Annotated in this window: 18 protein-coding genes; 11 read left to right on the top strand and 7 right to left on the bottom strand. The window is 73.4% G+C overall.

From position 1 onward, the window contains the following. Nucleotides 1-17 precede the first annotated feature (17 nt). On the bottom strand, nt 18-1,325 hold the full coding sequence (locus tag ACZ6H8_RS00215) for a M1 family metallopeptidase (RefSeq protein WP_464143293.1): 1,308 nt from the start codon (nt 1,323-1,325) through the stop codon (nt 18-20). A 40-nt stretch (nt 1,326-1,365) separates the two neighbouring features. Further along, the gene (locus ACZ6H8_RS00210; protein ID WP_464143292.1) at nt 1,366-5,232 is read right to left on the bottom strand and encodes a Pls/PosA family non-ribosomal peptide synthetase; all 3,867 of its coding nucleotides are present in this window, start codon (nt 5,230-5,232) and stop codon (nt 1,366-1,368) included. A gap of 186 nt (nt 5,233-5,418) precedes the next feature. Between ACZ6H8_RS00210 and ACZ6H8_RS00205 the strand changes: the two genes are divergently transcribed. The 3 genes from ACZ6H8_RS00205 to ACZ6H8_RS00195 are packed head-to-tail and all read left to right on the top strand — an operon-like array spanning nt 5,419 to nt 7,876. Then, nucleotides 5,419-5,892 (top strand): hypothetical protein, encoded by a 474-nt coding sequence (locus tag ACZ6H8_RS00205; RefSeq protein WP_464143291.1) that lies wholly within the window; start codon nt 5,419-5,421, stop codon nt 5,890-5,892. Between the two features lie 11 nt (nt 5,893-5,903). Next, nucleotides 5,904-7,166 (top strand): DUF1727 domain-containing protein, encoded by a 1,263-nt coding sequence (locus ACZ6H8_RS00200; RefSeq protein WP_464143289.1) that lies wholly within the window; start codon nt 5,904-5,906, stop codon nt 7,164-7,166. Then, entirely contained in the window at nt 7,163-7,876 is a 714-nt protein-coding gene (locus ACZ6H8_RS00195) for a type 1 glutamine amidotransferase (protein ID WP_464143288.1), read from the top strand. The genes ACZ6H8_RS00200 and ACZ6H8_RS00195 overlap by 4 nt, the downstream gene beginning before the upstream one ends. Nucleotides 7,877-7,900: 24 nt before the next feature. On the opposite strand, the gene ACZ6H8_RS00190 is transcribed toward ACZ6H8_RS00195, so the two are convergent. Beyond that, nucleotides 7,901-8,203 carry an EthD family reductase gene (locus tag ACZ6H8_RS00190; protein ID WP_464143287.1) on the bottom strand — a complete coding sequence of 101 codons (303 nt, stop codon included), beginning with the start codon at nt 8,201-8,203 and terminating at the stop codon, nt 7,901-7,903. A 327-nt stretch (nt 8,204-8,530) separates the two neighbouring features. On the opposite strand from ACZ6H8_RS00190, the gene ACZ6H8_RS00185 reads away from it, so the two are divergent. From ACZ6H8_RS00185 to ACZ6H8_RS00155, 7 genes are all read left to right on the top strand, one after another. Further along, a complete protein-coding gene (locus ACZ6H8_RS00185; RefSeq protein ID WP_464143286.1) occupies nt 8,531-9,961 on the top strand; it encodes an aldehyde dehydrogenase family protein in 1,431 nt (476 codons plus the stop codon). A 123-nt stretch (nt 9,962-10,084) separates the two neighbouring features. After that, nucleotides 10,085-10,981: an AraC-like ligand-binding domain-containing protein gene (locus tag ACZ6H8_RS00180; RefSeq protein WP_464143285.1), complete on the top strand. Its 897-nt coding sequence runs from the start codon at nt 10,085-10,087 to the stop codon at nt 10,979-10,981. A 57-nt stretch (nt 10,982-11,038) separates the two neighbouring features. Then, a complete protein-coding gene (locus ACZ6H8_RS00175) occupies nt 11,039-13,042 on the top strand; it encodes a primary-amine oxidase (protein WP_464143283.1) in 2,004 nt (667 codons plus the stop codon). Continuing rightward, on the top strand, nt 13,039-13,809 hold the full coding sequence (locus ACZ6H8_RS00170) for a MoaF C-terminal domain-containing protein (protein WP_464143282.1): 771 nt from the start codon (nt 13,039-13,041) through the stop codon (nt 13,807-13,809). The genes ACZ6H8_RS00175 and ACZ6H8_RS00170 overlap by 4 nt, the downstream gene beginning before the upstream one ends. A 41-nt stretch (nt 13,810-13,850) precedes the next feature. Next, entirely contained in the window at nt 13,851-15,326 is a 1,476-nt protein-coding gene (locus ACZ6H8_RS00165; protein ID WP_464143281.1) for an APC family permease, read from the top strand. After that, the gene (locus ACZ6H8_RS00160) at nt 15,323-16,102 is read left to right on the top strand and encodes an SDR family NAD(P)-dependent oxidoreductase (protein ID WP_464143279.1); all 780 of its coding nucleotides are present in this window, start codon (nt 15,323-15,325) and stop codon (nt 16,100-16,102) included. Before ACZ6H8_RS00165 ends, ACZ6H8_RS00160 begins: the two co-directional genes overlap by 4 nt. After that, on the top strand, nt 16,099-16,854 hold the full coding sequence (locus tag ACZ6H8_RS00155; RefSeq protein WP_464143278.1) for an SDR family NAD(P)-dependent oxidoreductase: 756 nt from the start codon (nt 16,099-16,101) through the stop codon (nt 16,852-16,854). Before ACZ6H8_RS00160 ends, ACZ6H8_RS00155 begins: the two co-directional genes overlap by 4 nt. A 43-nt stretch (nt 16,855-16,897) precedes the next feature. Here ACZ6H8_RS00155 and ACZ6H8_RS00150 read toward each other — a convergent pair whose 3' ends face one another. Genes ACZ6H8_RS00150 through ACZ6H8_RS00140 form a run of 3 tightly spaced genes read right to left on the bottom strand, consistent with a single transcriptional unit; the run spans nt 16,898 to nt 19,369 of the window. After that, complete coding sequence (locus ACZ6H8_RS00150) at nt 16,898-17,935, bottom strand: FUSC family protein (RefSeq protein WP_464143276.1); 1,038 nt, start codon at nt 17,933-17,935, stop codon at nt 16,898-16,900. A 2-nt stretch (nt 17,936-17,937) separates the two neighbouring features. Continuing rightward, nucleotides 17,938-18,888: a succinylglutamate desuccinylase/aspartoacylase family protein gene (locus ACZ6H8_RS00145; RefSeq protein ID WP_464143274.1), complete on the bottom strand. Its 951-nt coding sequence runs from the start codon at nt 18,886-18,888 to the stop codon at nt 17,938-17,940. Continuing rightward, entirely contained in the window at nt 18,881-19,369 is a 489-nt protein-coding gene (locus tag ACZ6H8_RS00140; protein WP_464143273.1) for an ATP-dependent zinc protease family protein, read from the bottom strand. The genes ACZ6H8_RS00145 and ACZ6H8_RS00140 overlap by 8 nt, the downstream gene beginning before the upstream one ends. A 36-nt stretch (nt 19,370-19,405) precedes the next feature. Here ACZ6H8_RS00140 and ACZ6H8_RS00135 point away from each other — a divergent pair, with 36 nt between their 5' ends. After that, nucleotides 19,406-20,596: a RimK family alpha-L-glutamate ligase gene (locus ACZ6H8_RS00135; protein ID WP_464143272.1), complete on the top strand. Its 1,191-nt coding sequence runs from the start codon at nt 19,406-19,408 to the stop codon at nt 20,594-20,596. A gap of 154 nt (nt 20,597-20,750) precedes the next feature. On the opposite strand, the gene ACZ6H8_RS00130 is transcribed toward ACZ6H8_RS00135, so the two are convergent. Next, nucleotides 20,751-22,187: an MFS transporter gene (locus tag ACZ6H8_RS00130; RefSeq protein WP_464143270.1), complete on the bottom strand. Its 1,437-nt coding sequence runs from the start codon at nt 22,185-22,187 to the stop codon at nt 20,751-20,753. Nucleotides 22,188-22,394 lie beyond the last annotated feature (207 nt).

Raw genomic sequence — 22,394 nt, 5'->3', positions numbered from 1 at the left:
GAAACGCAACCCGTGGGTCAGGCCGGCGGCAGCGGTGGGAGCGGCGCCTCGTCGAGCCAGGATGCGAGGAGCACGGAGACGTCGCGGCCCGCGACGCGGCTCGCGAGCGCGACGAGATCGGCCGTCTCGACGACGCCGCCCGCATGCTCGGCGACCCACGCGTGCAGCAGCGTGCGCATGGCCTCCGCCCCGATGGTGCGGCGCAGCGCGACGAGCGCGAGCGCGCCGCGCTTGTAGACGCGGTCGTCGAACATGTCGTCGGCGCCGGGATCGGTGAGCACGAGATCCTGCGGCAAGGCCGCGAGGCGCGCGTGATGCTCGTCGGCCTGCTCGTCGACGGAGGGCCCTCCGCCCGCCTGCGACCACACCCATTCGCTGTAGCACGCGAAGCCCTCGTGCAGCCAGATGTCGCGCCACGTGCGGGCCGTGACGGCATTGCCGAACCACTGGTGCGACAGCTCGTGCGCGATGAGGCGCACGGCATCCCACTCGGGGCGGCAGTGGTTGCGCCCGAACGTCGACAGGCTCTGCGACTCGAGCGGGATCTCGAGCTCGTCGTCGGTGACGACCGTCGTGTAGTCGTCGAACGGGTACGGGCCGAACTCGGCCTCGAAGCATGCGAGCATCTGCGGCTGCAGGCCGAAGGAGCCCTCGAACGCCGCACCGCGCATGCCCGCGGGGCGCAGCACCCGCATGGGCACGGCAGCCTGCTGCCGCACCTCCTGGTAGCGGCCGATCTGCACGGTCGCGAGGTACGGCGCCATGGGCGCGCGCTGCACGAAGCGCCAGGTGCGCGTCGCGCCGCGACGCTCCACCCCCGTCTGCTCGCCGCTGCACGCGACGACGTACTCGCTGGGCACGCGCACGCTGAGGTCGTACGTCGACTTCGACGATGCGCGGTCGTTGCACGGCATCCACGTGGGCGCGCCGTGCGGCTGCGCGGCGACGATGACGCCGTCGGCCAGCTCCTCCCAGCCCGCCTCGCCGAACGCCCGCATGCGTAGCGGCTTGGGGTTGCCGCGGTAGTCGACCTGCACGAGCAGACGCGTGCCGACGGGCGCGTCGCCGCCGAGGTCGACGGTGAGGCGCGTGCCGCGATGCGCGTGGCGTGCGCGGATGCCGTCGACGAGCACGCGGCTCACCCGCAGGTGCGCGAGGTCGAAGCGCAGCCTGCGCACCGGCTCGGCGGTGACGACCGTCAGCGTCGCCGTGGCCTCGAGGAGGTTCGACGACGGGCGGTAGTCGAGGTCGACGGCGACGTGCTCGACGTCGTACGCCAGATCGCCGTGGCTCGGCATGTAGGGGTCGGGGTGCTCCTGCAGCATCGGTCCCAGTCTCCCCTGTCGCGGCGCCCTCGTGCGCGCGTCAGTCGTCCCAGGGGCCGATGGGGTTGCCGAGCCACCGGGTGCGGCTGGGCACGAGCTCGCCGCGCATGACGAGCGAGGCGGGGCCGACGGTCGCGTGGCGGCCGAGGGTCGCGGCGGGCAGGATGACCGAGTTGGGGCCGAGCGTCGCGCCCGCCTCGAGCGTGACGGTGCCGAGCGACAGCACGCGGTCGTGGAAGAGGTGGGTCTGCACGACGCAGCCCGCGTTGACGGTCGCGCCGTCGCCGAGCACGACGAGGTCGGCCTCCGGCAGCCAGTACGTGTCGCACCACACGCCGCGGCCCACGCGCACGCCCAGCATGCGCAGCCACACGACCATCGCGACCGTGCCGGATGCGGCGCTCGCGAACCAGCGGGCGGCGAGCAGCTCGAGGTACGCGTCTGCGAGCTCGTTGCGCCACACGAACCCGCTCCACAGCGGATGCTCGCCTGCGCGGATGCGGCCCACGAGGATCCACTTCGCGGCGACCGCGACGAGCGCGGCGACGATGCCGACGGCGATGAGCACGAGCGGCGACACGAGCACCGTCGCGACGAAGGCACGCCACGACCACGAGTCGCCGAGCACGGCGACGAGGGCGACGACGCCGGCGAACGGCAGCACGACCGCCAGCAGCATCGGCACGACGCGGCCCGTCTCGACGAGGCCGCGCAGCACCGTGAGCCGCATCGGGGGCGCGTAGGTGCGGCTCGCATCCACCTGATCGGCCGTGCGACGCAGCTGCGTGGGCGGGCTGCCGATCCACGACGATCCGGCCTTGGCCGTGCCTCGCTGCGGCGCGGCGGAGAGCACCGCGACGAGCGACGCCTTGGGGATGCGGCGGCCCGGCGCCGCCATGCCGGAGTTGCCGAGGAACGCGCGCTTGCCGACCTTGACGCGCTCGGCGCGCAGCCAGCCGCCCGTGAGCTCGTAGCCGCCCACGAGCGTGTCGTCGGCGAGGAAGACCTCGTCGCCGATCTCGGTGAGCGACGGGATCATGACGACGGTCGACGCCTCGACGCCGCGCCCGACCTTCGCGCCGAGCGCGCGCAGCCACAGCGGCGTGAGCGCGCCGGCGTACAGCGGGTAGAGCCAGGCGCGAGCGTCGTCGAGCACACGGACGGTGAGCCAGGCGGCGAGGCCTGCGCCGGAGCGCACGGGCACGGGGCCCGTGCGGATGCCGAGCGCGGCGACGCGGACGAGCGCGAGCACGAGCACCATGAGCGCTGCGTACCCGACGAGCGCGGCGACGGGCAGCCACGGCAGTGCCGCCAGCACCGCGTCGCCGAGCGTGCTCGCCTCGAGCAGGGCGGGCACGGCGACGAGCCCGCCGATCGTGCCCGCGATCCACGGCAGGCCTGCGACGAGCACGCCTCCGAGCGCGTAGATGCCCGCCCAGCGACGCCTGCCTGGCGCGTGCCGACCCTCCCACGCGCCGCGCGCATCGCCCACGCGCTGCGCAGGCGATCCCGACACGAACGCGCCGGGCTTCACGCGACCGCCCACGAACGAGCCGGGTGCGACCTCGGCGCCCGCGGCGACGCGCGCACCGGGGCCGAGCGTCGAACGGGCGCCGATGCGAGCGTCGCGGCCGATGCGCACGGCACCGACGTGCACGACGTCGCCGTCGACCCACGTGCCCGACAGGTCGACCTCCGACTCCACCGACGCTCCGCGCGCGAGGCGCAGGAAGCCCGTGACGGGCGGCAGGGCGTGCAGCTGCACGTCGCGGCCGACGCTCGCGCCCAGCAGACGCGCGTACCAGGGCACGAACGCGGCCCCGGCGAGCGACGTCGCGGCGAGGTGCTGCTGCACCTGCTCGGCAAGCCAGATGCGCAGGTGCACCCGGCCGCCACGAGGGTAGGCGCCTGGCCGCACGCCGCGCAGCGTGATCCGGATGAGCGAGGCCGCCAGCAGCATGCGTCCAGGCGGCAGGAGGAAGACGGCGGTCGTCGCCGCGACGAGCGGCCACGGCGGCGCGGGCAGCCATGCGGCGAGCGGATGCAGCAGCGCGGAGACGAGCAGCAGCCACGACACCCATCTGGCGCCCGCCAGCAGGTGCAGCGGGTAGGCGGCGAGCGCCTGCGCCACCTGCGTGCGGCGTCGGATGGGCTCCGCGACGTCGTTCGATCGGGCGACGGAGGCGCCGAGCGCGTCGAGGTGGCCGGCGAGCGCCCCCACCGAGGAGTGCTGGTACAGGTCGGCGACGACGACCTCCGGGTGGCGCTCGCGGATCCTGCCCACGGCCTGCGCCGCCGTGAGCGAGCCGCCGCCGAGGTCGAAGAAGTCGCTCGCGAGCGTCTCGGGGTCGGCGGCGAGCACGTCGCGCCAGATGGCGGCAAGCCACGTCTGCGTCTCGCTCCACCCGTCGTGCGCCGTCGCCGCGGTCGGCAGCGGCCACGGCAGCGCGTCGCGGTCGACCTTGCCGGAGGTGCGGGTGGGGAGGTCGTCGACGATCGCGAGGCGTGGCACGAGCGCGGCAGGCATGCGCTCGCGCAGCAGCGTCATGGCGACGGCGCCGTCGTACGTGTCGTCGACGGTGAGGTAGCCGACGAGCACCTGGCTGCCTGCGGCGGTGCCGCGCACGGCGGCGGCTGCGCCGACGACGCCGGGCACGCGCAGCAGCTGCCCGTCGATCTCGCCGAGCTCGATGCGACGCCCGCCGAGCTTGATCTGGTCGTCGGCGCGGCCGGCGAAGACGAGCCCCGCCGGGTCGTTGCGCACGACGTCGCCCGATCGGTACGCGCGCTGCCAGCCGAGGGCGGGCATGGGCGCGTAGGCCGCCGCGTCCTTGGCGGGGTCGAGGTAGCGGGCGAGGCCGACGCCGCCGATGACGAGCTCGCCCGTCTCCCCCGACTCGACCGGGTGTCCGTCGGCGTCGACGACGGCGAGGTCCCAGCCGTCGAGCGGCAGGCCGATGCGCACGGGGTCGGAGCCGTCGAGCAGCGCCGCGCACGCGACGACCGTCGCCTCCGTGGGGCCGTACGTGTTCCACACCTCGCGGCCCGCGCGCTGCAGCCGCACGCCGAGCTCGGGCGGCACGGCCTCGCCGCCGAGGATCACCATGCGCACGGCGTCGAGGCTCTGGATGGGCCACAGCGACACGAGCGTCGGCACCGTCGAGACGATCGTGATGCCGTTCGCGACGAGCCACGGGGCGACGTCGACGCCGGAGCGCACGAGCGAGCGCGGCGCGGGCACGAGGCAGGCGCCGTGCGCCCACGCGAGCCACATCTCCTCGCACGACGCGTCGAACGCGACCGACAGGCCAGCCATGACGCGGTCGGTGGGGCCGATGGGCTCGTGCTGCAGGAACAGGCGCGACTCGGCGTCGACGAACGCGGCCGCAGAGCGGTGGGTGACGGCGACGCCCTTCGGGGTGCCGGTGGAGCCGGAGGTGAAGATGATCCACGCGTCGTCGTCGGGCGCCGGCGGTGCGACGTCGCGCTGCGCGCGCCCGTGCCCGTGCGCGGTGAGGGCGACCTCGAGCCCCGTGCCCGCGACTGCCTGCACGGCCGCCTCGCCGAAGACGGTCGCGGCGCGCTCGTCGGGGTCGTCGGCGTCGACGGGCACGTACGCGGCGCCGCCGAGCAGCGTGCCGAGGATCGCGACGTACAGGTCGGTCGTGCCCGAGGAGATGCGGATGCCGACGCGGTCGCCGCGGCCGACGCCGAGGTCGGCGAGGCGATCGGCGAACGCCTGCGCGGCATCGACGAGCTCACGGTAGGTGAGCTGCTCGGAGCCGTTGTCGAGCGCGAGGGCGTCGGGGTGTGCCGTCGCGGTCTCGGCGACGACGTCGGCGAGCGTGCGCTCGGGCGCCGCCCGGTGCGATGCCAGGAACGCGTCGGGGATGCTCGGGCTCGTCACGCCCCCATCCTTCCCCACCCATGGACCGAGAACCGCCCGGTCACCGGCCGGTCATCTGCCGTCCACCTTCGACGGCCCCGCCGAACCTGCACGTGAGCGCGGCCTCGCGTGCCCATGGCATCCGAGCGCTCGCTCCCGTGCGGGTTCGGCGCCGCGGACGGCGCGACGCCCGTAGGCTCGGTGACCATGGCGACTGCCTCCCCCGACGGCGCCGACGCCATGACCCGTCGGCACGCGAGCACGCTCGTGCTCGACGTCGCGCTCACGATCGTCGGCGCGCTCGTGCTGCTCACCGCCTGGCATGCCGTGGTGCTCGACGACCGGCTCGCGGGGCTCGTGGAGGGCGCAAGGATCCTCTTCCTCTTCATGGACGTCGGCCTCGGCGTCTGGGCGCTCGCGCTCGTCGCCCTCGGGCTGCGGGCGCGGCGCGGCGGGCGCGCGCCCGGCGCGCGCGCCGTGCTCGTCGCCGCGGCGGCCGGCGTCGTCGTCAACGCGCTCGCCGTGCTCCTCATCGGGCTCGCGCAAGGCGTCGTCCACCTCGATCACGCGGTGCTGGCGGGAGCGGCGACGCTCGTCGCCGCGATCGCGGTCGTCCCGGCCCTCCACCGCGCCCGCGGCGCGCGGTCACGCGCCGCAGGCGAGAGCGCCGCCTCCTCGTAGACTCGGGCACCATGGCGCTGCTCCCCGTGGTCACTGGCAAGCTCGCCCTCGGCGCCCTGCGGCTCATGGGTCGCAGCGGCAACGCGCTGCCCGGCCTCGTCGTCGAGCGCCTGTTCCCGCAGTACCTCGCGAAGGCCCTCGCGGCGCTGCCGCACGGCGTCGTCGTCGTGTCGGGCACGAACGGCAAGACGACGACGACGAAGATGGTCGCCGCGATCCTCTCGCAGCGCTTCCGCGTGCTCACGAACGACACGGGCTCGAACTTCGTGCGCGGCACGATCGGCGCCGCGGTGTCGTCGTCGTCGTGGACGGGACGGCTCGACGCCGACGTCGCCGTCTTCGAGCTCGACGAGGCCCACGCGGTGCGCTTCGTCGAGCGCTACCGGCCCGAGCGGGTGCTGCTGCTCAACGTCATGCGCGACCAGCTCGACCGCTTCGGCGAGATCGACCACACCGCACGGCTGCTGCGCACGGTCGCGCAGGCCGCGACGGTCGCCGTCGGCCTCAACCGCGACGACGCCCGCATCGCCGCGATCGCCGGCGCCATCGACGCCGAGCCCGTCTGGTACCAGGTCGCCGACGACCTGCGGCACCTCTTCCCCACCGACGAGGAGCTCTACGGCGGCGCGTCCCGCGCAGCCCGCGACGTCGACGGCGCCGCCGCCGAGCTCGTCGCCTGGGGCGCAGACGGCACCACCATCCGCGTCGGCGACGCCGAGCAGACCTTCCCGCTGCGCGCCTCCGGCGCCCACAACGCGCAGAACGCGACCGCCGCCGCCGCGATCGCGTCGACGTTCGACCTCGACCCCGACGACATCTTCGCCGGACTGCGCGCCGTCGAGCCCGCATTCGGTCGAGGACAGTCGTTCGTGATCGACGGCCGTGACGTGTCGCTGCACCTCGTGAAGAACCCGGCTGGCTTCCGGCAGTCGCTCGCCGCTGCGCGCGTCGAGGAGCCCTCCCGCATCTGCATCGCCATCAACGACGACGACGCCGACGGCCGCGACGTGTCGTGGCTGTGGGACGTCGACTTCACGGGCCTCGCGGACGGCGTGCCGGTCTCGACCGCCGGCGTGCGCGCGGCCGACATGGCCGTGCGACTGCGCTACGACGGCGTCGAGGCTGCGGCGGTGGATGCGGCGCTCGCGCCGGCCATCGACCGGGCGCTCGCCGCGACCGCGCCAGGCGAACGCCTCCTGATCTTCTCGACCTACACGGCGATGTGGGGCCTCCACCGCCACCTCGTCGCCCGCGCGAAGGAGGTGCGCGCGTGACCCCGCTGCGCATCGTGCACCTGTACCCGCACGAGATGAACATCTACGGCGACACCGGCAACGTCGTCGTGCTGCGCAAGCGCCTCGAGTGGCGCGACCTGCCCGTCGAGATCGTGCCCGTCGGCGTCGGCGACGACCTGCCGAGCGACGTCGACCTCATCCTCGGCGGCGGCGGCCAGGATGCGGCGCAGGGCGAGATCGGCGAGGACTTCCAGCGCCGCGGGCCCGAGCTGCGCGCCGCGGCCTCGGATGGCGTCGTGATCCTCGCGATCTGCGGCGCGTACCAGCTGCTCGGCCACGAGTTCAACACGTCGGCCGGCGCGCGCATCGCGGGCGTCGGCGTGCTCGACGTCGTCACGAACGGCTCCGACACTCGGCTCATCGGCAACCACGCCGTCGACTCCGACTGGGGCCGTCTCGTGGGCTACGAGAACCACTCGGGGCTCACGACCCTCGGCGCCGGGGCGACCCCCCTCGCCCGCACGGTGCCCGGCCGCGGCAACGACGGCAAGGACGCCACGGAGGGATGCGTGCAGGGCAACGTCTTCGGCACCTACCTGCACGGCCCCGTGCTCGCGAAGTCCCCGCGCTTCGCCGACGAGCTGCTGCGCCGCGCGCTCGAGCGCCGCGGCGACTCGGGCGAGCTCGCGCCGCTCGACGACGCGCTCGCGCTGCAGGCCGCGGAGGTCGCGGCGCGCCGGCCCCGCTGAGGCGGGGCCGGCGCGCGATCGCTCTCAGCGCTCGACGACCGCGAAGTCGAGCACGATCGCGCCGCCCGTCGCGTAGCGCGGCACGTCGGCGGCCACCGCCTGACCCTCCGGCGAGGCCATCGCCGCCTGCATCGCCGCGGCATCCGCGAAGTCCGCCTCGAAGATCGCGAAGTATCCCCCCACCTCGTCGTGCACGTCGAGCGAGTACCGGGAGGCGAGCATCCCGGGCAGCCGGTCGGCGAGCGGCAGGTGGTTCGCCACGTAGTGCTCGCGGAACGCGGCGGGATCGACGGGCTTCGGGTACAGCACGAGGAGCCGGTGCATCATGCCCCCGCCCGGGTCGTCCGATGCATGGTCACGATCGTCATGTCGTCCCTCTCGTCGAGCGTCCTCCCGCAGCGGGAGCGCCGGCGGCCGCCGACGAGCAGCATCATGCCGGACCCCCGGTGCGCGCGGCCAGGCACGCGCCGCGGTCTGCGCGGTCGGTCACGTTGCCTGCGCTGCCGACCGCGCGGACTTGTCGCTCTGCGCTGCCGTCTTGACCGCGCGCGCCGGGCTCCCCTCGGCCCATGACGCACGAGGGGTGCGGGCGACTAGGTTGCCGAGCGAGGGCGCCAGAGGGCGCCGCACCCGTTCGATGGAGAGGTGGGCGCGATGACCATGGAGACGACCGCGAGGGATGCGTCGCTCGAGACCTACGAGGGGCTGCTCGCGGCGGTCTCGTCGCCCGAGGGCACGCCCGTGCTCGACCCGGCGACCGGCGAGGTGCTCGCGCACGCGCCCATCTCGACCCCCGCCGACCTCGACGCGGCCGTCGAGGCCGCGCGCGCAGCGCAGCCCGCCTGGGAGGCGCTCGGCCACGAGCGTCGCAGCGCGATCCTCGTCGAGGCGGCGGATGCGGTCGACCGCTCGGCGGCCGCGCTCGCCGAGCTCATCTCCCGCGAGCAGGGGAAGCCGCTCAACGGACCCGGCTCGCGCTTCGAGGCGGGCGGCGTCTCGGCATGGCTGCGCACGGCCGCCGCGACCGAGCTGCCGGACGAGACCCTGCTCGAGGAGCCCCGCGCGACCATCGCGTACCGGGCCGTCGGCCTCGTCGGCGCGATCGGACCGTGGAACTGGCCGGCCCTCATCGCCTCCTGGCAGCTCGCCCCTGCGCTGCGCATGGGCAACGCCGTCGTCATGAAGCCCAGCGAGCACACGCCGCTGTCGGTGCTCGCGCTCGGCGCGATCCTCCAGCAGGTGCTGCCGAAGGGCGTGCTCACGGTGCTCGCGGGCGACCGAGACCTCGGCTCGGCCCTCACGACGCACCCGGCGTTCGGCAAGATCATGTTCACGGGCTCGACGGCGACCGGCAAGGCCATCGTCGCCGCGAGCGCCGACAACCTGCCGCGCCTCACGCTCGAGCTCGGCGGCAACGATCCGGGGATCGTGCTGCCCGACGTCGATCCGGCCGCCATCGCGCAGGACCTGTTCTGGGGTGCGTTCATCAACACGGGCCAGACCTGCGCGGCGCTCAAGCGCCTCTACGTGCACGAGGACGTCTACGACGGCGTCGTCGAGGCTCTGCACGACGTCGCGTCCCAGGTGCCGATGGGCCCAGGGGTCGAGGAGTCGAGCGCCCTCGGCCCCCTCACGACCGAGGACCAGTTCGGGATCGTCGACCGTCTCGTCGAGGACGCGCGCGCCACGGGCGGCCGCATCGTGCTCGGCGGGGACCCCGACCGCGACGCACCGGGCAACTTCTACCCTGCGACCCTCGTGGCCGACATCGACGCCCACGCCGCGCTGGTCGTCGAGGAGCAGTTCGGCCCCGCCCTGCCGATCGTCCGCTACCGCGACCTCGACGAGGCCATCGCGCTCGCCAACGGCCTCGACGTGGGCCTGGGCGCCTCGGTCTGGTCGGCCGATGCCGATGCCGCGCGTGCGGTGGCCTCGCGCGTGCAGGCGGGCACCGTGTGGATCAACTCGCACGGCGGCGTGCACCCCATGATCCCGTTCGGAGGCATCAAGGGCTCCGGGTACGGGCTCGAGTTCGGCGTCGAGGGTCTCAAGGCGGTGGCGGTGCCGCATGTCATCAACGGCTAGATGACGACGCTCGACCTCCTCGCCGCGGCGGGGCGACGCTCGTATGATCGGCACCACAGCATGCCGCAGCCGACGACGTCGCCTCGCCGCGACCACGTGGACATCGCAGAGTGGCGCAGACTCGTGCGACGCTCCTTCGTGCCGCTCGAGATCGAGCCGCTGCACGTCGAGTTCTGCGGCGCGATCTCCTCGCGCGTCGTCGACGAGGTCGCGGTGTTCGACATCGCGGCGACGCCGCACGTCGTGCGCCGCACGCCGGCGCTCATCGCCGCGGGAGACGAGCCCTACTTCAAGCTGAGCCTGCAGCTCGAGGGGCAGGCGCGGTTGCATCAGGACGGCCGCACCGCCGACATCCGCCCTGGCGACCTCGCGATCTACGACACGACCAGGCCGTACGAGCTCGCGTTCGAGAGCGACAACCGAGCCCTCGTCATCATGTTCCCGCAGCACGTCGTCGACCTCCCCGCCGCCTCGATCGCGGAGATCACCGCCGTGGTCTTCAGCCGCGAGTCGGCGCTCGGCCGCGTCATCATCCCCTTCCTCACCGAGCTCGGCACGAGCATCGAGCGGCTGCAGGGTCCCGACGGCATCCGTCTGGTGCACAGCGCCCTCGAGCTGCTGGTCACGCTCCTGTCGAGCAGGCTGCAGGTCGAGACCGACCCGCGTCGCCGGCTGACGCACGACATCCGCGCCTACGTCGATGCCCGCCTCGGCGACCCCAGCCTCACCCCGGCGTCGATCGCGCAGGCGCACTTCATCTCCGTGCGCCACCTGCACGCGACGTTCTCCGCAGATGGCGTGACCCTCGCCGCGTGGATCCGCGAGCGACGCCTGGAGCGCATCCGACGCGACCTCGCCGACCCGGCTCACGCGAGCGAGCCGCTGCAGCGCATCGCTGCACGGTGGGGCCTCGCCGACGCAGCGCACTTCTCGCGGCTCTTCCGCAGCCGCTACGGCGAGAGTCCGCGCGACCATCGGCGTCGCGCACTCTCGGACAAGCAGTCCGCGCCCGCGTCCTAGCCCAGCCACGCGCCCCCTTCCTAGCGTTGCGGCAACGCGACGAAGGGATCGGGCGTCATGCACACCCACGGCAGCCGAGTCAGCAGGCTCACCGACCTGCAGCACCCGCTCGACCCCCTCACCCCCGTCGAGATCGCGGCCGTCCGCGACGCGCTCCTGCGCGGCGGACGCCTCGGACGCACCGTGCGCGTCGCCGGCCAGCTGCTCGTCGAGCCGACGAAGTCGGACCTCGCAGCGTGGAGCGAGGGCGACGCGATCCCGCGACGCGTGCACTCCACGCTCGTCGACGTCGCAGACGGCTCGTCGAGGGACGTCGTCGTGCTGCTGCCCGAGGGGGCGATCGAGCACGACGCCCCGATCGCGAGCGCGACGCCGCCGTACGGGCAGCCGCAGTACCTGTTCGAGGAGTACGAGGTCGTCGACGGCATCGTGAAGGCCGACGAGCGCTGGCGCGCGGCGATGGTGGCGCGCGGCATCGAGCCCGCGCACGTCGAGTCCGCCTTCTGCGCGCCGCTCGCGCCCGGGGCGTTCGACGTGCCAGAGGAGGTGGGGCGTCGAGTCATCCGCTCGCTGACGTTCCTGCAGCCCACGCCGCAGGACTCGCCGTGGGCCCACCCCGTGGAGGGGCTCGTCGTCACGATCGACCTCGGCGATCGCTCCGTCATCTCCGTCGTCGACGAGCGCCAGGTGCCGGTGCCGACCGAGCACGGCCGCTACGACGTCGAGGCGATCGGTCCCGCGCGCACGACGCTGCGCCCCATCGAGATCACGCAGCCCGAGGGCCCGAGCTTCACGGTCGACGGTGCCCGGGTGCGCTGGCAGCAGTGGTCGTTCCGCGTCGGCTTCTCGATGCGCGAGGGCCTGGTGCTGCACGACCTCCGCTGGCACGACGGCGACGAGGAGCGCCGCGTGCTGCACCGCGCGAGCGTGCCGGAGATGGTGGTGCCGTACGGCGACCAGAGCGCGACGCGATCGTGGATCTCGTACTTCGACGCCGGCGAGTACCACCTCGGGAAGAACGCCAACCCGCTCGAGCTCGGCTGCGACTGCCTCGGCGTCATCCACTACTTCGACGCGCACGTCGCGGCCGACTCCGGCGACCCCGTCACGATCCCCCAGGCCATCTGCATGCACGAGGAGGACGACGGGATCCTGTGGAAGCACACGGAGCCCGGCGGCGCACCCGACTCGCGCCGTGGACGACGCCTCGTCATCTCGTCGACGTCGACGATCGGCAACTACGACTACGGCTTCTTCTGGTACCTGCACCTCGACGGCACGATCCAGCTCGAGGCCAAGGCGACCGGCATCGTCTTCTGCGGCGCCGACGAGCCCGGGGCCGTGCACCCCCACATGACCGAGCTCGCCCCAGGGCTCTTCGCACCCGTGCATCAGCACCTCTTCTGCGCCCGCCTCGACGTCGCGATCGACGGCGACGACAACGCCGTCGACGAGGTCGACCTCGTGCGCATCCCGATGGGCGAGGCCAACCCGCGCGGCAACGCGTTCACGTGGCGTTCCACGAGGATCACCGAGGCCGGCGGCCGAGACGCCGACCCTGCCGTCGGACGCACGTGGCACATCGGCTCCGCGTCGCGCAGGAACCGCCTGGGCCATCCCACCCAGTTCCAGCTCATCCCGCAGGGCGGTGCCACGCTGCTCGCCGACGCCGACTCGTCGGTCGCGGCCCGCGCCGCCTTCGCCACGCGGAGCCTCTGGGTGACGGCGGCCGGCAGCGGCGACGACGTCTTCCCCAGCGGCATGTACCCGAACCAGCACGCGGGCGGCGCGGGCATCCCCGCGTCCGTCGCCCGCGGCGGCGACGTCGACGGCGGCGACATCGTCGTGTGGCACACCTTCGGCCCCACCCACATCCCCAGGCCCGAGGACTGGCCGGTCATGCCCGTCGACCGCTCGGGATTCCTGCTCAAGCCGTACGGCTTCCTCGACCGCAACCCCGCGCTCGACCTGCCGAAGGGCTCCACCGGTGGCTCGTGCGGCTGCGGCGACGACTGCCGTTGCGGACACGGCCACGACCACGCCTCAGGAGGCCACGCATGACCAGCTCGTTCATCCCCGTCGGTGCGCTCGGCGACGGGTTCGCGCATGCGTCCCGCAGCCTCGACCCCATCGGCGCGCTCTCCGGGCGCACCTTCGACACCGACCTCGAGGGCATCGGCACGCTCGCCATCGGCGACGGCACCGCCAGCTGGGGCGACCTCGTCGACGTCCCGGTGCGCATCACCTCCATCCGACCGGGCATCGCGCTCGTCGGCGGCATCGCCGCAGCCGTCTCGACGACCTTCGTCATCGACCTCGACGCGGGGCTCCTGACCGTCGTCGAGGGCACCCTGCCCGACGAGGCGACGCGCGCCGAGTCGGCCTTCACGCGCGTGCAGCGCGGCGACGAGGCGACCGGCGTCGCCGCCGCCATCCGGCACGGACGCATCGGCGACTCCTCGGCGTCGCTCCACGGCCCGACGGACGAGCTCGTCGGGCTGCGCAACCGGTACGACTACTCGCCCACCGAGGTCTACGAGCACATCTACCTCACGCCGACGCTCTACGCCTGGCACTGCATCGAGGGCGTCGAGCGAGGGCTCGCCGACGTCGATGCCTGCCACCACGTGCGCATCCGCGACGGCCTGACGCTCTTCGTCTGGCGGGAGAAGATCGTGCCGACGCTCGGCCTCGTCCTCATCGACCTCCACGCGAAGCGCACCGACGGCTCGATCTTCGGCAACGCCGACTTCGACGCCTCGACGCTCGTCACCTTCCCCGTCGGCGCCACCGCCGAGATCCTCAACGTCACCGCGCTCGCGGACTGACGCCGCCCCATCCGCGCAGCACGCGAAGAGAGCCGACCTCGATGTCCTCCACCACCCAGCACACGCAGCTCCAGGGACGCCTCGGCGTGCCCGGGATCGTCTTCCTCGTCCTCGCCGCCGTCGCCCCGCTCACGGGCATCATCGTCGTCGCCGGCATCGGCATCGCCGTCGGCACCGGCGGCGGCACGCCCGTCATGTTCCTGCTCGCGACGATCGTCCTGCTGCTGTTCGCGGTCGGCTACGCGCAGATGGCACGGGAGCTCACGAACGCTGGCGGCTTCTACGCCTTCGTCGTGCGCGGGCTCGGCCGCACGGCAGGGCTGGTCGCCGCGCTCATCGCCGTCGTCGGCTACAACTGCTTCGTCGCGGGCGCCGTGGGCACGAGCGGATTCTTCACCGCCATCGTCCTCGAGGGCGTGCTCGGCATCGCCACGCCGTGGTGGGCGTGGAGCCTCGTGTCGGTCGTACTCGTCTGGGTGCTCACGCGCAGCGGCATCGACCTGTCTGCGAAGATCCTCGGCGTCGCCCTCGTGCTCGAGGTCGCGATCCTCGTCGTGCTCGACGTCGCCATCCTCGTGCGCACGGGCTACTCGTTCGAGGCGTTCCTGCCGGAGGTGTTCCTCACGGGATCGGTGGGCCTCGGACTGCTGTTCGCCGCGAACGCGTTCGTCGGCTTCGAGGCCACTGGCCTGTTCGGCGAGGAGGCTCGCGACCCCAAGCGCACCATCCCCCGCGCGACCTACATCGCCATCGCCTTCATCGGCGTCTTCGCCGCCGTCACCACCTGGGCGATCGTCTCGGCGCTCGGCGTGCGCCAGGCAGGCGAGGAGGGGCTCGCGCATCTCGCGGCGGGCGACCTCATCTTCTCGGTGTCGGAGGAGTACCTCGGCAGCACGCTCACGACCGTGATGCAGCTGCTGCTGATCGTGAGCCTCTTCGCAGCCCTCCTCGCACTGCACAACTCGGCGACCCGGTACCTGTACGCGCTCGGCAGGGTCGGGGTGCTGCCGCGTGCCATGGCTCGCACGCGGGCCAACGGCGCTCCCGTCGTGGCCTCGTCGGTGCAGCTGGTCTTCGCGACGGCGGTCGCGATGGCGTTCGCGATCGCCGGCGCCGACCCGATCACTGCGCTCGTCGCCTCGTTCACCGGCATCGGCACGCTCGGCATCATCCTGCTCCAGGCCATCGCGGCGACGGCGATCGTCGTGCACTTCCGTCGCGTGCGCGATCCGCGCCGACTCAGCACCCTCGTGCTGCCCGGTCTCGGCGGCCTCGGGCTCTGGACCATCACGGCGCTCGCGTTCGCGAACTTCCCCGCGCTCGCCGGCAGCGACAGCCCGGTGGTCGCGCTGCTGCCGTGGCTGCTGCCCGCCGCAGCCGTCGTCGCGTTGATCGTCGCGCAGCGGCTGCGCGCGACCCGCCCGGCGGTGTGGGACGGGCTCGCTCGCGACCTCGACCGCGTCGACCCGCTGCGCCCCACCGACGCGGTGCCGGTCGTGGACGGTCGCGGCGCGTGAGCGTGCACCTCGTCACCGGCGGCGGCACCGGCATCGGGGCCGCCATCGCGACGCGCCTCGCGGGCGACGGCCACGACGTCGTCGTCGCGGGGCGACGCGCGGAGCCGCTCGAGGCCGTGGCGGCGACGTCGTCGCGCATCGCCGCGATGGTCGCCGACGTCTCCGATGGAGCGTCGATGCGTGCGCTCGTCGGTCGGATCGGCGAGCGCCACGGTCGCCTCGACGGCGTCGTGGCGAACGCGGGAGGACACGGGTACGACGCCGTCGGCGACACGAGCGACGAGGCGTGGCGCGCGAGCCTCGATGCGAACCTGACGACGGCGTTCGTCACGGCTCGCGAGACGTTGCCGATGCTCGAGGCCGGCGGCGGCGGCAGCCTCGTCGTGGTGTCGTCGCTCGCAGGCATCCGCGCCGCGCCCGACACCGCCGGCTACACGGTCGGCAAGCACGCCCTCCTCGGCCTCATGCGCTCGATCGCTCGCGACTACGGCGGTCGCGGCGTGCGCGCGAACGCGATCTGCCCCGGCTGGGTGCGCACGCCGATGGCCGACGAGGAGATGCGGGTGCTCGTCGCCGACGGCGGCGCGACCGACGTCGAGGGCGGCTACGCGCGCGTGACGCGCGACGTGCCGCTGCGTCGCGCCGCGGACCCTGCGGAGATCGCGAGCGTCGTCGCGTTCCTGCTGGGTGCGGACGCCTCGTACGTGCACGGTGCGACGCTCGTCGTCGACGGCGGCGCGCACGTCGTCGACGTGCCGACGCTGGCGTTCGGATGACGGCGCCCAGCCTGGGGCTCGAGGGCGCGGTCGTGCTCGTGACCGGTGCCGCGAGCGGCATCGGCGCAGCGGTCGCGGAGGCCGTCGTCGAGCATGGCGCGACGCCCGTGCTCGTCGATCGCGCACGCGAGCAGGTCGAGGCCACGGCCGCGCGCCTCGGTGGTGGCGGCACGGCGATCGCAGCGGACGTGACCGACGAGGCGTCCGTCGCCTCCGCCATGCGCACCGCGGCCGATGCACACGGCGGCATCGACGTGCTCGTCGCATGCGCCGGCATCTCCGGACCGTTCGGCACGCCGCTCGAGCGGACGACGCTCGACGACTGGCGCCGCGTGCTCGACGTCAACGTCACGGGTGCGTTCCTGGCGCTCAAGCACGCGCTGCCGCTGCTGCGTGCATCGTCTCGTGGCGCGGCCGTGCTGCTCGCGAGCGACTCCGCGCACGTCGCAGCGCCCGGGATGGTGCCCTACGGCGTCTCGAAGGCCGCGGTCGTGCAGCTCGCGCGTGCGACGTCGGTCGAGACCGCCGGCGCCGTGCGCGTCACGGCGCTGTGCCCGTCGATCGTCGACACCCCGATGAGCCGCGGCGACCTCGGCCGCGACGGCTTCGAGGGCGCCGGGTTCCCCGTGCATCGAGCCGCCGACGTCGCCTGGCACGTGCTGCTCCTCGCGAGCCCGCGCGCGGTCGGCATCCACGGCACCACCCTCATCGCCGACTTCGGCTTCGGCGCCCGTTCGAGCCTGCCCGCCTGAGGGCGGCCGGGGGAACACGGCGGGCGCGCGTCCTCGAGCCGCCTCAGGCCGCGCGCCGCCACGGCCGGATCGCGACGATCGCGAGCGATCCGACCGCGACGCCCAGCGCCGTCTCGACGAGGCGCGACAGCAGCAGGGCGTCGACCGGCACGGGCGCTGCGAGGTGCACGAGCAGCATCGCGAGCGGGGTGATGGCCACGAGGCCGACGGCGTAGTTCCAGCCGATCACGAGCTCGATGACGAACTGCAGCACGACGACGACCGCGATCGTCGCGATCGGCGGCAGCCCCGCCGACAGCAGCATCCACGCGACGCCGAGGCCCACGACCGTGCCCACGACCCGCTGGAGGCCGCGGGCGAGCTGCCCGTGCACGTGCGGCACCGCGAAGGCGACGGCAGCCGACAGCATCGCCCAGTACGGGTGGTCGCCGCCGGGCAGCCAGCCCGAGAGGGCGGTCGCGAGCGCACCGGCGGTCGCGACGGCCACGACGGCGCGCACGACCTGCCAGCGGATCGCGGGATCGCGCGGCGGATGCGGCGGGGCCGGCTTCCGGGTCGGCAGCAGCACCTGCTCGAGCGCGCCGAGCGCGACGGCGAGCGCCGCGGTCGCCGCCGCGATCAGCGGCACGAGCGGCACGTCGGACGCCGCGAACGGCACCGACGCGCACGCGCCCGCTGCGAAGACGAGGAAGAACGGCCCGGGCGGGCGCCATCCCTGCCGATCCGACGCCCACGTCGCGACGCCAGCGACGACGGCGACGAGCGGGATCGCGAGCCACGCGCGCCACGGCGTCATGCCGACGAGCGCGCCCGTCGCCGCCGTCGCCGTGAGCAGCGCGCCCATCCACGCCTGCGTGCGCCACCGCAGCGCCGTGGGTCGGCGACCGCCGTAGATCGAAGCGAACGCGCCGAACGCCGCCGCGATGCCGAGGTCGAGCCGATCGACGGCCAACAGCGTGCCGAGCGCGACCGCGAGCACGATGGCCCCGCGGATGGCGACGCGATGCGCGCCGGGTGCGGGACCCACGCGCACGCTCTCGCCCAGCACCCCGCGCACGTGGTGCAGCGGCCGCCCGGGCACGCTCACTCCCCTGCGATCGCGATGTGCACGAGCGCGTCGCCCGCGTGCACGATGGGCGCACGCGTGAGCCCGATGACGATGCCGCTGCGATCGGCGCGCACGATGCGGCCGTTGTCGCCGAACGCGTCGGCGATGCGGCCGAGCCGCTGGCCGTCCTCGACCTGCGCGCCGAGGTCGACCTCGAGGTGCAGGATGCCCGAGCCGCGCGCCCGCACCCAGCCGCTCGCGAACGCCGCGACCGGCACGTCGTCGTCGGCCGTCTCGGCGTCGATCATGTCGAGCGCCGCGAGCACGCGCAGCACGCCGGCGACGCCGACGGCGATCGGCTCCTCCTCGAAGCGCATCGCCTCGCCCGCCTCGTACAGCAGCACCGTGCCGCCCGCCTCGCGCGCCGCCTGCCGCAGCGAGCCGTCGCGCAGGCGCGCGTGCAGCATGACCGGCGCACCGAAGGCCTCGGCGAGCCTGCGCGTCTCGGGATCCTCGAGGTCGGCGCGGATCTGCGGCAGGTTGCTGCGCCTGGCGGCGGCGGTGTGCAGGTCGATGCCGACGTCGCACTTGCTGACGACCTCGGTCATGAGCAGGTGCGCGATGCGGCTCGCGAGCGACCCTCGTGCCGAGCCGGGGAACGAGCGGTTGAGGTCGCGGCCGTCCGGCAGGTACCGGTCGCCCGTCATGAAGCCCAGCACGTTCACGACCGGCACGGCCAGCAGCGTGCCGCGCAGCGTGCGCGGCGAGACCGCGGCGAGCACCTGGCGGATGATCTCGACGCCCAGCACCTCGTCGCCATGGATCGCGGCGTCGACCCACACGGTCGGTCCGGCCTCGCGGCCGTGCACGACGCGCACGGGCAGCGTCGCGTCGCCGCCGGTCACGAGCCGCGTGATCGGCAGCTCGACGTCCTGCTGCTGACCGGCTCGCACGCGCACGCTGCCGATCGCGAACGACTCACGCATCGTCGCGCCCCCTGTTGCGCGAGCGCACCTCGCGCGGGGGCCTGCCGCCGAGGTACGAGCGCGCCGAGTCGACGAGGAAGCCCTGCCGCAGCGCCTCCCTGCCCACGAGCATGCGGAAGCCCATCTCGTCACGGCGCGTGAGCGTCATCTCCGTCTCGACCACGCGGCCCAGCAGCGCGACGCCCGCGAGGATCACGATGCGCTCCTGCTCGGTGCCGTTCGACGAGCGGATGATCCTGCGATCGTGCACCGGCACGTCGACGACGACGGCGTCGGCCGTCGAACGCTGCCACGGGTGGATCGCGAAGCGCACGCGCTCGACGCCGTCGACGGAGCGCTCCTCCACGTCGAACGCGTGCAGCGCGCTCGTGCGCGCACCCGTGTCGAGCTTCGCCTTCACGTGCTCGACGCCGAACGTCGGCAGCGCCACCCATTCGCGCCAGCCCGCGACCGCGGGGCTGGCAGGATGGGGCGCGCTCATCCCCCCATCCAACCAGGGAAGCCAGGTGCTCATCCGATGAGGCTCGCGATCCTCTCCCGCGCTCCGCGCTCGTACTCGACGAGGCGGCTGCGGGCAGCCGCCGTCGACCGCGGGCACGACGTGAAGGTGCTGAATACGCTGCGATTCTCGATCGACCTCTCGGGCGACGCACCCGATCTGCAGTTCCGCGGGCGGCAGCTGCGCGACTACGACGCGATCCTGCCGCGCATCGGCAACTCGATCACGTACTTCGGCACCGCGGTCGTGCGGCAGTTCGAGCAGATGGACGTCTACACGCCCAACACGGCGAACGGCATCGCGAACTCGCGCGACAAGCTGCGGGCGACGCAGATCCTCGCCCGGCACGACATCGGCATGCCCGCGACGACGTTCGTGCGCGACCGCAAGGACGTCATCCCCGCGATCGAGCGCGTCGGCGGCGCCCCCGTCGTGCTGAAGCTGCTCGAGGGCACGCAGGGCATCGGCGTCATCCTGGCGCCGACGATCAAGGTCGCCGAGGCGATCATCGAGACGCTGCAGTCGACGCGGCAGCAGGTGCTCATCCAGCGCTTCGTGTCGGAGTCGCGCGGTCGCGACATCCGCGCGCTCGTCGTGGGCGACCGGGTGGTCGCTGCGATGCGGCGCGTCGCGCTGGGCGACGAGTTCCGCTCGAACGTGCACCGCGGCGGCAGCGTCGAGGCGGTGTCGCTCGACCCCGAGTACGAGCGCGTCGCCGTGCGCGCCGCACAGATCATGGGCCTCAAGGTCGCGGGCGTCGACATGCTCGAGGGCGACGACGGCCCGCTCGTGATGGAGGTGAACTCCTCCCCCGGGCTCGAGGGCATCGAGACCGCCACGAACCTCGACGTCGCGGGCGCGATCGTCGACTACATCGGCGACCAGGTCGCGTTCCCGCAGATCGACGTGCGAGAGCGGCTGTCGATCTCGACCGGCTACGGCGTCGCCGAGCTCGTCGTGCACGGCGACGCCGAGCTCGTCGGCACGACGCTCAAGGAGTCGGGCCTGTGGGAGCGCGACATCACGGTGCTCACGGTGCACCGCGGCACGACGGTCATCCCGAACCCGAAGGGCCGCGAGGTGCTCGAGGCGGAGGATCGGCTGCTGTGCTTCGGCAGGCTCGAGGAGATGCGCTCGATGATCCCCGCGCGCCCGAAGCGCCGCAAGCGCGTGAAGGCGCTGCCGAAGGACGCGAACCAGGGCGACTGAGCGGCGCGGGCCGCCGAATCGACACGTGCGCAGACCCTCGTGTGCTCTGTGCACCCGAGGCCACGCTGACGTGCAGGTTCGGCGGCGGTCCGCGACGCTCCACGCATGACGGAGCCCCGCCGACCGACGGTCGACGGGGCTCCGGCTCGTGCGACTACCGCTGCGCGGCGGCGGCTGCCGCTGCGATGGCCTCGCGGTCGACGTCCGACAGCACGGCCTCGTCGACGGCGTCGCCGCGCTTCCAGTCGGCCCAGCGACCCGACCGCTCGAACTCGACCGACAGCGGGATGCCCGTGCGGTCCTTCGTGAGCAGGGTGCCGATGACCGAGACGACGACGGTCACGAGCAGGTAGGCCACGATCGCCCACGTCGTGCCGGTCGACTGCAGCAGCGCCTGCGCGATCGTCGGTGCGAACGCGCCGCCGATGATGGCGCCGATCGCGTAGGCGATCGAGACGCCCGAGAACCGCACCGATGCCGGGAACGACTCGGCGTACCATGCCGCCTGCGCACCGTACGTGAGGCCGAGGCCCACGCCGAGCAGCACCGTCGCGATCGCGACGCCCGCGACACCCGTGTAGACGAGCTGGAACAGCGGGAGGATGCCGAGCGCGAGCACGACCCAGCCGATGAGGTAGACGCGCTTGCGGCCGATCCTGTCGGAGAGGTAGCCGGCGAGGAACGTGAAGATGAGCCACGTGAACGAGCCTGCGAAGGCCGCGAGCTGCACCCCGACGGGGTCGAAGCCGAGCCCGGGAGGCGTGCCGTCGACGGGCCGGGACGCGAGGCCCTGCACGTAGCCGCCGGTCGTCATGTAGCCGGCCGCGTTGTTGGCGCAGAAGATCATCGCAGCGGTGAGCACGACGAGGCCGTACTTCTTGAAGACCTGCACGATCGGCGCCGACTGCTCCTGCGCCGTCTCCTTGATCTCCGCGAAGACCGGGGACTCGTCGACCGATCGGCGCACGATGAAGCCGACGATCACGAGCAGGATCGACACGAAGAACGGGATGCGCCAGCCGACCTCGAGGAACGCGTCGCCGGGGAACAGCGCGCGGACCGCGGCGAGGACGCCCGTCGCGAGCATGAGGCCCAGCGGCACGCCGGCCTGCACGAACGAGCCGTAGACGCCGCGGCGGTTCGCCGGCGCGTGCTCGATCGCCATGAGCACGGCGCCGCCCCACTCGCCACCTGCCGACAGGCCCTGCAGGATGCGCAGCAGCATGAGGAGGACCGGGGCGAGGACGCCCGCCTGCTCGAACGTCGGCAGCGCACCCACGAGCGTCGTGGCGGCGCCCATGAGCAGCAGCGTGATGACGAGCATGGGTCGGCGGCCGATGCGGTCGCCGAAGTGCCCGGCCAGGAACGCGCCGAGGGGGCGGAAGAGGAACGAGATGCCGATCGTGACGAGCGAGAGGATCGGCGCGAGGCTCGGTCCCGCCGGCTCGAAGAACAGCTGCGCGAACACGAGGTTCGCCATGAACGCGTAGATGAAGAAGTCGTACCACTCGATGGTGGTGCCGACCACGACTGCGCCGAGGACCTTGTTGCGCTCACGCGCTGAGGTGCGCGCGTGGGGTGTGCTGGACACGTGGACTCCTTCGTCCGTGAGGGATCTTCATCGACCGTTCGGGAGCATAGCGTGATTCCCGAACGATCGGTCAGGAATTGCTGACTCCGCGTGGCGCAAGTGGCGCTGCCCGACGTTGGGCGAGCATATACGATCCCATGCACGATGCGTCAAGGCCCGGAGGCCGACCGACCCGGTCGTCGTGCCCCGAACGCACGGACGCGGCCG

It is taken from the genome of Agrococcus sp. AC640b, from assembly GCF_979255995.1.
Note: the sequence above shows the minus strand (reverse complement) of the source record. Positions and strands in the feature narration are given on the sequence as shown.

What these genes read in the sequence shown, in the direction of transcription:
- ACZ6H8_RS00215 (WP_464143293.1), bottom strand. Translation starts at nt 1,325, where the DNA reads ATGCTGCAGGAGCACCCCGACCCCTACATGCCGAGCCACGGCGATCTG.
- ACZ6H8_RS00205 (WP_464143291.1), top strand. Translation starts at nt 5,419, where the DNA reads ATGGCGACTGCCTCCCCCGACGGCGCCGACGCCATGACCCGTCGGCAC.
- ACZ6H8_RS00200 (WP_464143289.1), top strand. Translation starts at nt 5,904, where the DNA reads ATGGCGCTGCTCCCCGTGGTCACTGGCAAGCTCGCCCTCGGCGCCCTG.
- ACZ6H8_RS00190 (WP_464143287.1), bottom strand. Translation starts at nt 8,203, where the DNA reads ATGATGCACCGGCTCCTCGTGCTGTACCCGAAGCCCGTCGATCCCGCC.
- ACZ6H8_RS00185 (WP_464143286.1), top strand. Translation starts at nt 8,531, where the DNA reads ATGACCATGGAGACGACCGCGAGGGATGCGTCGCTCGAGACCTACGAG.
- ACZ6H8_RS00175 (WP_464143283.1), top strand. Translation starts at nt 11,039, where the DNA reads ATGCACACCCACGGCAGCCGAGTCAGCAGGCTCACCGACCTGCAGCAC.
- ACZ6H8_RS00170 (WP_464143282.1), top strand. Translation starts at nt 13,039, where the DNA reads ATGACCAGCTCGTTCATCCCCGTCGGTGCGCTCGGCGACGGGTTCGCG.
- ACZ6H8_RS00165 (WP_464143281.1), top strand. Translation starts at nt 13,851, where the DNA reads ATGTCCTCCACCACCCAGCACACGCAGCTCCAGGGACGCCTCGGCGTG.
- ACZ6H8_RS00155 (WP_464143278.1), top strand. Translation starts at nt 16,099, where the DNA reads ATGACGGCGCCCAGCCTGGGGCTCGAGGGCGCGGTCGTGCTCGTGACC.
- ACZ6H8_RS00145 (WP_464143274.1), bottom strand. Translation starts at nt 18,888, where the DNA reads ATGCGTGAGTCGTTCGCGATCGGCAGCGTGCGCGTGCGAGCCGGTCAG.
- ACZ6H8_RS00140 (WP_464143273.1), bottom strand. Translation starts at nt 19,369, where the DNA reads ATGAGCGCGCCCCATCCTGCCAGCCCCGCGGTCGCGGGCTGGCGCGAA.
- ACZ6H8_RS00135 (WP_464143272.1), top strand. Translation starts at nt 19,406, where the DNA reads ATGAGGCTCGCGATCCTCTCCCGCGCTCCGCGCTCGTACTCGACGAGG.